General features: G+C 37.4%; 10 protein-coding genes and 2 tRNA genes. All 12 read right to left on the bottom strand.

What is annotated here, in order from left to right; translation table 11 throughout:
- Positions 1-47: 47 nt before the first annotated feature.
- Positions 48-1,286, bottom strand: coding sequence for an ATP-dependent Clp protease ATP-binding subunit ClpX (gene clpX / locus ACUN24_RS12770; RefSeq protein ID WP_445562822.1), 1,239 nt, complete (start codon positions 1,284-1,286; stop codon positions 48-50).
- Complete coding sequence (gene clpP / locus ACUN24_RS12765; RefSeq protein WP_025142954.1) at positions 1,270-1,977, bottom strand: ATP-dependent Clp endopeptidase proteolytic subunit ClpP; 708 nt, start codon at positions 1,975-1,977, stop codon at positions 1,270-1,272. Before clpP ends, clpX begins: the two co-directional genes overlap by 17 nt.
- A gap of 156 nt (positions 1,978-2,133) precedes the next feature.
- Positions 2,134-2,490: a four helix bundle protein gene (locus ACUN24_RS12760; protein WP_205058986.1), complete on the bottom strand. Its 357-nt coding sequence runs from the start codon at positions 2,488-2,490 to the stop codon at positions 2,134-2,136.
- Positions 2,491-2,542: 52 nt separating this feature from the next.
- Positions 2,543-3,898 (bottom strand): trigger factor, encoded by a 1,356-nt coding sequence (tig, locus tag ACUN24_RS12755; RefSeq protein ID WP_445562821.1) that lies wholly within the window; start codon positions 3,896-3,898, stop codon positions 2,543-2,545.
- Between the two features lie 169 nt (positions 3,899-4,067).
- Positions 4,068-4,149 (bottom strand) — tRNA-Leu (locus ACUN24_RS12750).
- 776 nt (positions 4,150-4,925) lie between these two features.
- A tRNA-Leu gene (locus ACUN24_RS12745) sits at positions 4,926-5,007 on the bottom strand.
- A gap of 139 nt (positions 5,008-5,146) precedes the next feature.
- A complete protein-coding gene (locus ACUN24_RS12740) occupies positions 5,147-5,449 on the bottom strand; it encodes a hypothetical protein (RefSeq protein ID WP_445562820.1) in 303 nt (100 codons plus the stop codon).
- A gap of 61 nt (positions 5,450-5,510) precedes the next feature.
- Positions 5,511-6,308, bottom strand: coding sequence for a helical backbone metal receptor (locus tag ACUN24_RS12735; protein WP_445562819.1), 798 nt, complete (start codon positions 6,306-6,308; stop codon positions 5,511-5,513).
- Positions 6,309-6,405: 97 nt separating this feature from the next.
- Complete coding sequence (locus ACUN24_RS12730) at positions 6,406-7,089, bottom strand: ABC transporter ATP-binding protein (protein ID WP_121282754.1); 684 nt, start codon at positions 7,087-7,089, stop codon at positions 6,406-6,408.
- Positions 7,090-7,165: 76 nt separating this feature from the next.
- Positions 7,166-9,535, bottom strand: a complete 2,370-nt coding sequence (locus tag ACUN24_RS12725) for an ABC transporter permease (RefSeq protein WP_445562818.1) — start codon at positions 9,533-9,535, stop codon at positions 7,166-7,168.
- 79 nt (positions 9,536-9,614) lie between these two features.
- A complete protein-coding gene (locus ACUN24_RS12720) occupies positions 9,615-12,008 on the bottom strand; it encodes an ABC transporter permease (RefSeq protein ID WP_445562817.1) in 2,394 nt (797 codons plus the stop codon).
- 80 nt (positions 12,009-12,088) lie between these two features.
- Positions 12,089-14,470, bottom strand: a complete 2,382-nt coding sequence (locus tag ACUN24_RS12715; RefSeq protein ID WP_445562816.1) for an ABC transporter permease — start codon at positions 14,468-14,470, stop codon at positions 12,089-12,091.
- Positions 14,471-14,512 lie beyond the last annotated feature (42 nt).

Below are 14,512 nucleotides of genomic sequence, written 5' to 3'. Positions count from 1 at the left end.
CTATATTACAAAAAATCCCTCCCGAATTACGGGAAGGATTTGATTTTTTAAGCGGCCTGAAGCTTTTTAAAATCGGCCTTTTCAAATTTCTCTATCGCGTAATCGAGATTGATATGCAGTTCCTTGACATCCGTCTGCGTCGGCGTATCAAACATCGCATCCAACATAATCGCTTCACAGATCGATCTTAAACCACGTGCGCCCAGTTTATATTCCATTGCTTTATCTACAATAAAATTTAAAACATCCTCATCAAAAGCAAGCTTCACGTCTTCGTAAGCAAAAAGCTTCACATACTGCTTGATCAATGAGTTCTTAGGTGCGGTTAAAATGTTTCTTAAAGATTCTTTATCCAATGGATTTAAGTGAGAAAGAACCGGTATACGACCAATTAATTCTGGAATTAATCCAAAAGATTTTAAATCCTGAGGTGTAATATACTTATAAAGATTTTTAAGATCCAAAACGGTCTCATCTTTCTTTACCTTATATCCTACAGCCTGCGTGCGCAAACGGTTGGCAATTTTACGTTCGATACCATCAAATGCCCCACCACAAATAAATAGAATGTTATTCGTATTTACAGGGATCATTTTCTGATCTGGGTGTTTACGTCCGCCCTGAGGTGGAACGTTAACTACCGTACCTTCTAAAATCTTCAATAAGGCCTGCTGAACACCTTCACCTGATACATCACGGGTAATGGATGGATTATCGCTTTTACGTGCCACTTTATCTACCTCATCAATGTAAACGATACCGCGTTCCGCAGCCGTCACATCATAATCAGCAGCCTGAAGCAAACGCGTCAAAATACTTTCAACATCTTCACCTACATAACCAGCTTCTGTTAAAACAGTTGCATCGCAGATACAGAAAGGCACATGCAAAATTTTAGCAATGGTTTTAGCCAAAAGCGTTTTACCTGTTCCGGTTTCGCCCACCAACATGATATTCGATTTTTCGATCTCAATCTCGTCTTTATCAATTTTTTGATTTAAACGTTTGTAGTGATTGTAAACGGCAACAGAAAGTACCTTTTTAGCATCATCCTGACCAATTACATATTGATCAAGGTGTTGTTTAATTTCAAGAGGCTTTAATAAGTTAATCGCCTCCTGAATATTTTTTGTCCCTTTGGTTCCTAATTCCTGTGCAAGCAACTGATTGGCCTGCGTAACACATTTATCACAGATAAATGCATCCATGCCTTCAATCAGCATTAAAGTTTCATGCTTGCCAGAATGGCAGAACGAGCAACGGGATTCTTTATTTTGTTTCGCCATCTTTCTTTGCGTTTCTCGATAATACTTCATCAACCATACCAAAACCTTTTGCCTCATCGGCAGTCATCCAGTAATCGCGATCTGAAGCTTTCTCTACCCAATCATAAGTTTGACCAGAGTGTTCTGAAATAATATCGTATAATTCTTTTTTTAATTTCAACATTTCTCTCAAGTTGATCTCCATATCAGATGCCACACCTTGTGCACCTCCTGATGGCTGGTGGATCATTACTCTTGAGTGCGGCAATGCAGCACGTTTACCTTTTGCACCTGCCACCAATAAAACGGCTCCCATTGATGCAGCCATACCGGTACAGATGGTTGCTACATCAGGCTGGATATACTGCATGGTATCATAAATACCTAAACCTGCGTAAACTGAACCACCTGGTGAGTTAATATAAATCTGAATGTCTCTATCAGCATCTGCAGATTGTAAAAACAGCAACTGCGCCTGGATAATATTGGCATTCTGATCGTAAATGGCATCACCTAAAAAGATAATGCGGTCCATCATTAATCTTGAGAAAACATCCATCTGCGCTACGTTAAGCTGGCGTTCTTCAATAATATATGGCGTCATGCTCTTAGGATCCAAATTAGCCTGAGCAATAAATTTATCTACGTGTAAACCACCAATTCCCTGATGTTTAACGGCAAATTTCCTGAATTCTTGTGAATCTATGTTCATGAGTTATGAGTTTTTAGCAGAGGGCATAGAGTTTTAAGCTCCTGTTCCCCATCGTTTCGTGAATAATAAAAAAACCAAAATATAAATAATATTTTAATTATGTTGGTTTAGACAAAGAGTATACCATATCGAAATCTATGACAATATAGCACCCTGCTACTTCAAACTTTTAGAAAAGCTGGAAATCATCCTCGCTAAAATATCCAAATCTTCCAATAAATCTGCCAAATCCTTGTCAGAAACTAGTAATCTTAAATTTAACACCAAAAGAATATTGGCATTTTCAAAAACGGACCGATGTGCATAGTTTAAAAAACGTTTGAAATCGGCAGCAGAATTGGAACCAGACCCTTCTGCGATATTATTGGATACGCTAAGAGCAGCTCCTCGAAGCTGCTCTGCGAATCTAAACTTTTTTATTTCTTCTAATTTTTCAGAAATATCAATTAATTTATTGCCCACTATAATGGCTCTCTGCCAAATTAGCAAGTCTTGAAATCTAAATTTTGCCATATAGCAAAATAAGATTTTATATTATGATATTAAAAGCTCTTAGCGCTATGCCCTATGCTTTTTTCTCCACTAGCGCCAAAAACTTATCGTAATCAATATCTTTTTGCTCTAAAGTAACAACAGATTTGATTTGTTCGAAAGTCTTTAATGCTTTTACCTCTTCGAAAACACGATTTGCATTTTCTTTTTCCTGTAAAAACTGAACAGCATATTGAGCCAGTTGATCTTCAGGAAGTGGGCTTGGGCTGTACATTCTGAACTGTGCATCTAATTTAGCTTTAGCCGCCTGAACTACATCCTCATATTTGATTTCAATGCTATTATCTTTAATGATTTTGTTTTCGATTAAAGTCCATTTAAGGTTTTTAGCGAAATCATCATAACCTTCAGCTAATTCTTCGTCGGTTAATTTTTCGTTTGTAGCTTTTAACCAGCGACGTAAAAATTCATCAGGCAATTCAAAAGCGTGTTTAGTTAAAAGTGCTTCATAAATATCGTTTGATAATTTACGTTCAGCATCTTGTTTAAACAGACCTTCTACTTCTTCGGTAATTTTAGCCCTGAAACCAGCTTCGTCAGTTACCGTACCTTCACCAAATAATTTATCAAAAAACTCCTGGTTTAAATCAGACTCTTCTAAACGGTTAACATTTTTAACGTGAAGTTTGAAGTTTGCTTTTAAAGCAGCAGCTTCTTCTTCCGAAATATTTAAAGCTTTTGCAATTACAGCAGCATCTTCAAATGCTTTTTGAATGTCGATGGTAACTTCGTCATCTTTCTTTAAACCGATAAGCGATTTAAGGATTTTTTTATCTTTAATTTGATCTAAACGAACACTCGCAGTACTGGTAATACCACCTTCAACAGCGGTACCATCTTCAGCTACCTGGGTTAATTCGGCGTAAAGTACATCATCATCAGCCGAAACCTCCGGATTAGTCATTTTACCATAACTACGGCGGATATTTTTGATACGGCTTTCTAAAGTTTCCTGATCAGCTTTAATTACGTATTCTGTAAATTTATCTTTAGACGAAAGGTTTACATCAAAAGCAGGCGCTAAACCTAACTCATAATCAAACTCGAAATCATCTGTATTGTCCCATTTAAATTCACGCTCATCATCCATTTTAGGAAGTGGTTGACCTAAAATTTCTAATTTTTGCTCAGCGATATAGTTAGATAAGGTATCGTTTAACAAGTTGTTAACCTCTTCTACCAGGATACTTTTGCCATACATTTTTTTAATGTGGGCAGCAGGAACCATTCCTTTACGGAAACCAGGTAATTGTGCTTTTTTAGCTTGATCTTTAATGGCTTTCTCTACTTTTCCAGTGTAATCAGCAGGTGCAATCTTGATTTTTACAACAGCATTTAAGTTGCCGGTTTTTTCCTGTGTAATATTCATTTTTTCTGAGATATAGTGTGATGTACAGTTAGACGGGAGATATGAGATATGAGATTTGAGAAAAACCATATATCGACATAACCGGCACGGCACATCAATTTTTATTAATCAATGTTTTTAAAAACAAAACCGTTCCGATGTTTAAATCGGAACGGCCTTTATCTTGTTGTGCGGAAGAAGGGACTCGAACCCCCACGCCGTGAAGCGCCAGATCCTAAGTCTGGTGCGGCTACCAATTACGCCACTTCCGCAGTTAGGATGTTGTAAGGACTGCAAAGATAGAAACAAGATTGAATAATCAAAAGGCATCTGCAATATTTTATTGATTATTTTGGTCAAAAACCGCTAACTCTTTAATTTTTAAGGAGAAAAAATTACTCAAAAGATTTGCTGGTTGCTTTTGTGATGATGTAGGCAGGCAAAAACCATAATGATTTTTAAATTAAAGCTGGCCTATTGCTGAAATAAAATATTGGTTCATTTAAGCCTTTATTCTTTTTGGAAAGCAGATTCAATAGCGTTTAGGGTAATACAGCCCTGCTCTCCGTTCTTTCCGATGAAAAATCGGAACCACTTCGATCAGGTTTAGACGGCAGAGCCGGCAGAGAGATTGATGTTTAAACACCAAACGTTCCTACGGAACGAAAACGCCAATTTGCAATTGGCTACCCATGAGACGTCCCTCTGGGACGGGAATAAAACATAATTTAGCCTCCAGCATAAAAGGCAGGCGTAAACATAACTAACGGCAGGTAAAAAATATACCATCTGTATATATCTGTGGTTAAAAGCCTTAATATAATGACATTCTCCTCTGGGACTGAAAAGAAGCATAATTTAGCCTCCAGCATATAAAAGCAGGCGTAAACATCACTGACTAATATGAAAAGGATGCACACAGATATAAAATCTGTGTTTATCTGTGTGCATCTGTGGTTAAAAATAGCTAAGGTAATACTGATTACGAAATAAAGTCTATGCCACAAAAAAACCGTTCTGATCTTTAATCGGAACGGTTTATCTTTTGTGCGGAAGAAGGGACTCGAACCCCCACGCCGTGAAGCGCCAGATCCTAAGTCTGGTGCGGCTACCAATTACGCCACTTCCGCAGTTAGGATGTTTTAAGGATTGCAAAGATAGAAACTAAATTGAAAAATCAAATTTTTATGACTTATAAAAATTTGATCATAGATGGTCTGTGAGACGCAGTAAACTCAACCCGCTATCCTTCTTGCATTTCCATCTTACCTAAAATTTCACCAGCGTTACATCGATCAGTTCCGGTCCACCGTCAACAGGATAACCAGCAACCTTTTTTCCTTTAATCGTAACCTTTTTATCTAAATAAGTATCAAGATTGATCGAACCACTTTTTAAAGCATAAGTTTTATTGTCGGCTTTTAATAAATGTGTACCGTATTGAAAGGTGCTCACTCCAAGTTTTTCAATAGTTCCGCTTTCAGTAATAGAACCGGTATGGCGTGCGTCTTTCATAGTACTACAGCCAGATATTGCAGCAATAAATAAGGATAATACTAATATTCTTTTCATGATTGTTTAAACGGGTTGATTTAATTTTATGCTACAATTTACAAAAATTAAAACGGGATGATTAATAAAGTTGTTTTTGGAATTCGAAAAAATACTGTACGGCTTTAACCAACCTGCTTCCATACCAGCTGAACATCTCACCATCAACCAATAAAATTTTGGCATTAGGAATTGCCTCCCTGATTTCTTCTATATGTTTTTCTCCAAATGGATAAGGCTCTGACGAGAGTAGAATCAGTTCGCAGTTTAAAGTTTTCAGTTCTGCTAGTATAACCGATGGATAACGTTCTTCCGTAATCACATTCGTCATACCGTTAATCAGCAGAACATCATCAATAAATGTATTTTTTCCTGCGGCCATATACGGCTTACGCCAGATGAGATAGGCTACCTTTTTATCAATATGATTTTGGAGGGCAAGTGTTTTTAAATCGTTAAAACCTGCCGATATTAAATGATTGAGGTAACTCGCTTCCGGCTGCCGGTCTACGAGCTCCCCTATCTGTGCAATGGTTTTCATGGCATCATCCAAAGTAAAGATATCACTCATCCATATAGGAAAATATTCGGCTAATTCTTCAATATCGCTCTGCGTATTTTCCTCCTTATTACCGATAATGAGATCGGGCTGCAAATCTTTAATCAAATCGATATTCAGCTTTTTTGTACCGCCCACCTTGGTCCGTTCTGCAAATTTTTCTATCGGATGGATACAAAACTTGGTCAATCCGATAATTTCCTGGTCTAACCCTAAATCAAATAATAATTCTGTTTGTGAGGGTACCACAGAGATAATCCGTTTTGGTGGGAAATTGATAGAAATTTCCCTGCCCATTTGATCGATAAAAGATTTTTGCATGAAGCAAAGTTAATTTAACCACAGATAAAAAGGGTAAACACAGATAGAATTTATTACATTCAAAAGCTGTATTTACCCTTAATATTTTAATGTTGACCTAACTTAAGACGGCTAAGTCTTCCTTCACCACACCATCGGCAATGTGCAAAATCCTGTTTCCGTATTGTGCATTTTTCTCCGAATGCGTTACCTGGATAATGGTAATCCCATCTTCCTGGTTTAACTTTTTAAACAGCGTCATAATTTCTTCTGCCTGTGCAGATTGCAAGTTGCCGGTTGGTTCATCTGCCAAAATAATTGACGGTTGAGCAGCTAGTGCCCTTGCAATACCAACCAATTGCTGTTGTCCGCCAGAAAGCTGGTTAGGAAACAGATCCTTTTTGGCCACGATATTAAAACGGTCTAAAAGATCTGCAATCCTGCTGGCGCGTTCAGAACTACCAATTTTTTTGTACAATAAAGGGGCTTCAATGTTTTCGTACACTGTCATCTCATCTATTAAATGGTAAGCCTGAAATACAAAACCGATGTGATTGCGGTAAAGTTCAATGCGTTTACGTTCGTTAAGTGAAGTTACATCTTCTCCCAAAAATTCGTAAGTACCGTAGGTCGGTTCTTCGAGCATGCCAATGATGTTGAGCAGGGTCGATTTCCCGGCACCTGATGGCCCCATAATGGAAACAAATTCTCCCTGTTTAATGGTTGTGGTTACCAAACGGAGTACATAATTTTTAACGCCTTTGTTTGCGTAGTATTTTTCGATGTTGGTTAATTGTATCATATTTTTAGGATTAAGCGCAAAGCGGTTGGCGGTTGGCGGGAAATCCACGCTGAGCCCCAAACGCTATCCGCAGGTATTATTCGTATTTTAAAGCCTCAACTGCATTTGTTTTTGCGGCGCGATAGGTTTGCCAGGTAATTGTTAAAATTGAAATTAACAGTGTAAGTGTTGCTGTTGCTATAAACACCCACAAATTTAAGCTTGTTCTGAGTTCGAAATGCATTAACCAGTTATTCATAATATAATAGGCAACTGGAATTGCAATTACGATTGCGATAAATATTAATTTTAAAAAACTCAAAGAAAGTAAAGTCATCAACTCTGTAATGGAAGCGCCTAAGATTTTACGGATACTTACTTCTTTTATTCTTTGCGCTGTACTAAAAGATGAAAGACCGAATAAACCTAAGCAAGATATGAAAATGGCCAAACATCCAAAAAGATTTGCCAAAGTGCCCAAAATCTTTTCATTTTTTAGTTTAATTTCGTTTAAACCATCGATAAATTTAATTTCGACAGGAAAATTTGGGTTTAATTCTTTTACCAGCTTATTAATAATGCTAGTGCTTTCACTTAAACTTTTATCGGGATTTAGGCGCATGGTAATTACATCACTGATATCTGCATAAGCAATAACCATAGGTGCGGCAACTTTACTTGGGTTATCCCAAACAATATCATCAAAAACCCCTACCACATTTCTTTTTGTTCCCTGGTATACAATGCTGGTACCAACCGGACGTTTCAGGTGCATTACTTCAACCGCTTTTTTGCTCAAAAGTATTGCCGCTGTATCTGAAGCAAATTTCCGATCAAAATCCCTTCCTGCCAACAACCTGATGTTTACCGTTTTAGTAAAATCATAAGTGGTGTAGATCTGGTCAAAATCGATCATTTTATCACTTTCGCTCATCCCAACCCAACCCAGACCTCTTACACTGCTGTTTTTGTTAGAAATACTGCCAGATGATTGTGTTACACCTACAACAGCGCCACTAGAAAGTAATCTTGTTTTTAACAGGTTGAATTTTTCATACAACAATCCTTCGTGAGCTACTTCCAGCAGTCCATTTGATCTGTAACCTAAAGGCATGTTTTTAATAAACTGGATTTGTTTATAAATGGTTATGGTTGCCATAATTAATACCACCGAAAAGCCAAATTGTATGACAACCAAAACCTGCCTGAAAGTTAAGGCATATCCTTTTTTAAAATTTAAGGATTTTTTGAGTGATTGTATCACGTTAAAACCAGAAAGGTAAAATGAAGGATAGCTTCCTGATATGAAGCCGGTTATAACCAAAACACTAAAAATCAATATCCAATTGATTGGATTGAGGTAATCAAACACAATTTCAATCCCTAATAACCGGTTAAACATTGGCAAACTGAATTCGAGTAGAATAATGCTTAACAGAATGCCTATTAAGGTTAAAATGAATGATTCCAACATAAACTGAAAAACCAGATTTGATCTGGATGCACCCATAGTTTTTTTGACGCCAATTTCTTTTGCCCTGCCTTGTGTGCTGGCAGTTGCCAAATTCATAAAATTAATACAGGCAATAAGTAGGATACCTATCGATAAACCAACAAACAGTTGCAACTGCTTAATATTGCCCCCAATGCTTTTACCATTTAAAAATGTTCCATATAGGTGTAATTTTGTTAAAGGATAAATAAATACATCCTCTTTGGCTGCAGCAAAGTGTTTGCCTACAAAGCCCTTTAACTTTAAATTAAAGGCTTCTATATCTGTATTTTCATTTACTTTTATTAAAGTGTAGTAATCATGACTACCCCAATTTGGTTTTTTTGGCCACTGGTTTAAATTTTCATATAAAGTAAATGTGGTTAACGATTCGAAACCATAGGTAATATTGGTAGGAAGGTCTTTTATTACACCTGTAACTTTTAAGTCAACCTGATTTTCAAATCTTACTTTTTGATTAAGCACATCTGTTGTACCGAATATCCGTTTTGCTGCTGTTTCAGTTAAAACAATGGAATTGGGATCATTTAATGCCTTTGTAGGATTTCCACTGATAAAATGATAATCAAATAATTTTAAAAAATCGGGGTCGACGTACCTGCTATCTAATTTTAAACTTTCTTGTCCATTGGCCACCAATCTTTTATAAACATCGGTAATTCTGGTACCGTATAATACCTCAGGAAATTCTTCTTTAAGTGCAGCCAACATCACATTCTGCGATTGGTTTATTGTTCTGATCACCTCTCCTTTCTGGTCATTTAAATTAATCATCGCCTGATAAATATGCGGTGAGTTTTTAAATTGTCGGTCATAACCCCACTCATAACCGGCATATAATAACAGTAGTAAGCAAGAGGTTAAACCAATAGCCAAACCACCAATGTTTATGGCTGCATAAACTTTGTTTCTAAATAGACTACGCAGTGCGATTTTTAAGTTGAGTCTGAACATAAGGTAAAGGGTTTGGGCGTAGAGCGTATGGCGGTTAGCGAAGACTTATCGCATAACGCCAGGCGCTATCCGCAAATCACTATTCGTACTTAAGGGCATCAATTGTATTGGCGACAGCTGCCTTATAAGATCGGATGCTTACTGTTATTAGTGTTATTGCCATTGATATTGCCATTGCCAATGCAAATGGCCAGACACTGATATCAACACGATAGACAAAGCCCGAAAGCCATTTTGAAACAAATAAATATGCAAGCGGCCAGGCCACCAGATTTGCGATAAAAACCATAATCAGGAATGAACCGTTCAGCATTTTGACCAATTCGATGGTTGAAGCGCCTAATACTTTTCTAATGGCAACTTCTTTGGTTCGTTGTGTAGCGACAAAAGAAATTAATCCAAATAAACCAATGAAGGAAATGAAGATGATCACGCCTGCGAAAACCTTAAATAATGTTCCCATGATTTGCTCACTTTCATAATAGCTATTTATACTTTCATTTACAAAACCCGAATCGAAAATCCCATTGGGAAAACTTTCTTTCCAAACTGCTTCAATTTCTTTCATTGAAGAAACCAATTTTTCAGCATCCATTTTTATCGCAACATTCCAATATTGATCATTACCAGGAAAAATTGCTAATCCGGAAATACGTTCTTTTAAAGACTGGTCGTTAAAATCTTTCACCACACCAGATATCGGAACGGTGTTTCCACTCGCAAGAATCACCTTTCCAATCGCATCCTGCGGATTAAGGATGTGCATCTTCTTCAAAAAAGTTTCGTTTACTACACAAGCATTCGCCGTATCACTCTTACGAAAGATTTTTCCAGCTATCAATTTCAAATCAAAAACTTTGAAGAAATTTTCATCGGCACGCATATTCCTCAATTCGAAATCCCCATTTTTAATACCGTTGTAAGTAAAATCACTGGAATTAATATTGCTTGATAATGGGGCCGACTGGCAAAAACTCATTTCTTTTACCCCCGGAATTCTAAGTATTCTCTCCTTAAAAGTGTTGTATTTGATTTTGCTTAAACTATCAGTCGGTATGCCAACCATCGCTACAGCGTTCGGATTAAATCCTAAGGATTTTTCCTGAACATATTGCATTTGCCTAATGATTACTAAAGTTCCGATAATCAATATAACGGTTATTGAAAACTGAACCACAACCAGAATTTTCCGGAGACTTAAACCTCCGTTATTGAGCGAAATTTTGTTTTTGATGGCAAGCGCAGGATTAAACTTCGAAATAATTATTGCCGGATAAAAACCTGCCAGAAAACTCACAAACGCAACAAGAATAGCCATAAAAATGAATATTACCGGATGAGCGAACAGGCTGAATTCGATCCTGCCTTTAAACAAATTCTGCATCGGCGGAATAGCCAGTTCAGTGATAACACAGGCGATGAGCAAGGCAACCAGACTCACGGCGAAAGTTTCTGTCAGGAACTGGCTTACAAGTTGTTTTCTTTTACTGCCCATCACCTTGCGAACGCCAACTTCTTTTGAGCGGTTAACTGATTGTGCCGTGGTTAAATTAATGAAATTTATACAGGCTGTGATGATGAGAAATAAGCCAATTACAGCAAGTCCATAGAGTTCACTTTTATTAATTGATGAATCGGCGAAGTTGTCGTACTTCTCACTAAAATGTATGTCTCTTAACGGCTGAAGCTTATTTGTTTGATTGCCCGTTATTTTCTGAATCGGATAATATTTTTGATTAAACCTGCTTAACGATGCCTGAACATCTTTGGCTGTTAGTCCATCTTTTAATAACACATAACTTGAAGTACTTGAATTTACAGAGTCCCAGTTCTCGTTAAATCTCCCGGCATAGGTTTCATAGCTAATTACAACACCAAGTGGAAAACTACTGTTTTGTGGCAGGTCTTCAATTATTCCGGCAACCAGTAAATTGGTTTTATCTCCTATAGTTATGGTTTTCCCAATAGCACTTTTTACACTGCCAAAAAATTTAATCGCGTATTTTTCTGATAAAACAGCTGAATTTGGTTTTGACAATGCCAATTCCGGAGCACTATAAATCCATTTTATATCACTAAAAACATCAAAAAAATCAGACTGGGTATAATAAACAGCTTCGCGTGACTTAAGTTTCTCTTTACCAGCTGCATCTTTTACGCTGATAACACTACCCCTTTTTAAAATGGTTCCAACTTTTTCAAATCCTGCGATCTCATTTCTGGCGGCGGCAGAAAAAGGTATTGGAACACCTGCGGAAAAGTCATCATATGAATTGTATTTCCAGTTGGTAACAACTCTGAAGATCCTGTTCTCATTTTTAAATCCTTCATCAAAACTCATTTGATAACGGATAAAAATAAAGATCAAAATACAACTGGCCATCCCGATTGATAAGCCTATAACATTAATAAACGTATAACCTTTGTTTTTCCAGAGGTTTCGCCAGGCGATTTTGAGGTTAAGTTTGAACATTTTCGTAGTGTTAGTATCAAGTAGTGAGTATCGGGTATCAAGACTCAAACAGCTTGCTTTAGTCTTTTGTCTTTAAGCTTTCATTCATATTTCAGTGCATCTACTGCGTTTGCTTTTGCTACTTTGAACGTTTGCAGACTCACGGTTAAAACAGCTATAAAAACAGAAGCTAAAACAGCGAGTATAAATGGCCAAAGTGTTATTGCTGTTTTATAATCATATTTTTCCAGCCATTTGGCAACAAGAATATAGGAAACGGGGATAGCGATCACATTGGAAATGATTACCAGTTTCATAAAATCTTTGTTCAAAAGGACAAGGATATCAGAAAGATTAGCGCCCAATACTTTACGGATACTGATTTCCTTGCTGCGCTGTTCAGCGGTGTAAAGTGCTAAACCCAATAAACCTAAGCAGGAGATAAAAATGGCAAATCCTCCAAAAATGTTCGAAAGTACGCTAAGTAACCTTTCACTCCGGAGTTTTTCGGCCATGCCCTGGCTAACCATTTTCACCTCTATAGGGTAAGCTGGGTTTAAATTCTGACTTATCGATTTAATTTTTCCGATAGAAGTTGAAAGCGACTGCTTAGGATTGAGCTTAAGCAGCAAAACCCGACTCGTTTTAATATTGTAATAATAAACTGTTGGCTGTATTTTAGAAGCAAGCGATTCGTTAGAATAATCTTGCACCACTCCTACCACTTTAAGCGGTGGGTTATCGCCCCAATGGATAACGGTGCCGACAGGATTTTTTAACCCCATTATTTTAACAGCACTTTGATTGAGGAGTAGTGATGTAGAGGTATCAGCTGAAAATTTAGGATCAAAATCTCTACCTGCAAGAATCTTTACACCAGTTGTTTTGGCAAAATCGAAACCTGTACTTCTATAATTAATAATCGAGACATCATTTTTGGGTTTGCCTGGCCATTGAATATTGCCCGTAATTGAACCGCCACTGGTAAAAGAGTTGGCATATTCGGTTGCAGCAACAATGGCGCCTTCCCTTTCCAGTTCGTTTTTAAAGGTTTTGAGTTTTTCGGGTTCTGTCCATTCTCCTTCCAGGTCGATCTGTGCCAATGCCGTTTCATCAAAACCTAAAGGCTTATTTTTAAGGTGCTGGATCTGGCTGTAAATTACAATAGCCGAAATAATCATGCAGATGGAAAGACTAAACTGTACCACGACCAAGATTTTACGGATGGATAATGAACCTGTTGAGCCTTTAAATCCCTTAAGTACTTTTACAGGGATAAAAGAGGAGAGGTAAAATGCGGGATAACTGCCGGCAAGCAGACCGGTAATCAAAATCATAGCAAGCAATACTGCCCAAAAGCCGGTTGCGCCATAATTAATTTTGATTGAAATATCGAGCAGGTTGTTAAAATAAGGTAATGAAACCTCGAGTAGCGTGAACGCGATCAACATGGCTAAAAACGACAGCAGGAATGATTCTACCATAAACTGCCCCATGATGGTGTTGCGGGTAGATCCTAAAGCTTTTCGCACCCCTACTTCTCTCGCCCGTTTTTCAGATTTGGCGGTAGAAAGGTTCATGTAATTGATGCAAGCGATAAATAATACACAAATGGCCAGAAAAGTAAATAATCGCAACTGGTCAATTTTACCTCCCACCGATTTCCCATTATCAAAATCATCGTATAAATGAAATTTGCTTAAAGGAAAAAGAAAAGGTTCGTATGTCATTTCTTTTAAATCGGGTTCTTTGTTTACGATGAAGTGTTTTAATGCTGCGTTTGTTGCTTCTAAAGAAGCGTTATCTTTAAGCTGAAATAAGGTTAAACAGGTAATGGCACCCCATGCATTTTCTTTTTGCGAAGGATTTTCTTGTTCAAAAAAAGCCCATGGCTGCAACACATCGTATTGCATACTCTGGTTTTTGGGAAGGTCTTCTATAACGGCTGTCACTTTTAAACTGATCCTGTTATCATATTTGATACTTTGTCCGATCGGGTTCTCCCCGCCAAATAGTTTTTTAGCAGTAGATTGGCTGATCAATACGTTATTCGGTTCGTTTAAAGCCGTATTTGGATCTCCATAGATGAATTTGTGATCGAGGATCTTTAAAAAATCGGGATCAACATTCATCCCCGAAAGTTTAAAATTATGTTGATTACGGCTGAACAACTTCTCTCCGTTATTCATCGACATGCGGGCTGCACTTTTAATGCCAGGCAGTTCTGAAGCGCCGGCTTTGGCTAGTTTATTCGGAACCGCCATGGTAGTAGCCAGCTTGCCGTTAAATTTTAAATTTAATGCGGCAAAATATACCCTATCGACATTTTTATATTGTTTATCGAAGCTCCATTCGTAGTATACATACAAAAGTAACATTAAACAACAGGCCATGCCGATAGCTAAGCCACCTACATTGATCAATGTAAAACCTTTGTTTTTCCAAAGATTTCGAAGTGCGATTTTAAAGTTTAATTTGAACATATTTTAGTATCAGGTAGTGAGTATCGGGTATCAAGACTCAAG

This window comes from Pedobacter sp. WC2501 (genome assembly GCF_052682415.1).
This window is presented reverse-complemented; position numbering and strand designations above follow the sequence as displayed.

What these genes read in the sequence shown, in the direction of transcription:
- ACUN24_RS12760 (WP_205058986.1), bottom strand. Translation starts at nt 2,490, where the DNA reads ATGGCAAAATTTAGATTTCAAGACTTGCTAATTTGGCAGAGAGCCATT.
- ACUN24_RS12715 (WP_445562816.1), bottom strand. Translation starts at nt 14,470, where the DNA reads ATGTTCAAATTAAACTTTAAAATCGCACTTCGAAATCTTTGGAAAAAC.
- clpX (WP_445562822.1), bottom strand. Translation starts at nt 1,286, where the DNA reads ATGGCGAAACAAAATAAAGAATCCCGTTGCTCGTTCTGCCATTCTGGC.
- ACUN24_RS12730 (WP_121282754.1), bottom strand. Translation starts at nt 7,089, where the DNA reads ATGATACAATTAACCAACATCGAAAAATACTACGCAAACAAAGGCGTT.
- ACUN24_RS12735 (WP_445562819.1), bottom strand. Translation starts at nt 6,308, where the DNA reads ATGCAAAAATCTTTTATCGATCAAATGGGCAGGGAAATTTCTATCAAT.
- ACUN24_RS12720 (WP_445562817.1), bottom strand. Translation starts at nt 12,008, where the DNA reads ATGTTCAAACTTAACCTCAAAATCGCCTGGCGAAACCTCTGGAAAAAC.
- clpP (WP_025142954.1), bottom strand. Translation starts at nt 1,977, where the DNA reads ATGAACATAGATTCACAAGAATTCAGGAAATTTGCCGTTAAACATCAG.
- ACUN24_RS12725 (WP_445562818.1), bottom strand. Translation starts at nt 9,535, where the DNA reads ATGTTCAGACTCAACTTAAAAATCGCACTGCGTAGTCTATTTAGAAAC.
- ACUN24_RS12740 (WP_445562820.1), bottom strand. Translation starts at nt 5,449, where the DNA reads ATGAAAAGAATATTAGTATTATCCTTATTTATTGCTGCAATATCTGGC.
- tig (WP_445562821.1), bottom strand. Translation starts at nt 3,898, where the DNA reads ATGAATATTACACAGGAAAAAACCGGCAACTTAAATGCTGTTGTAAAA.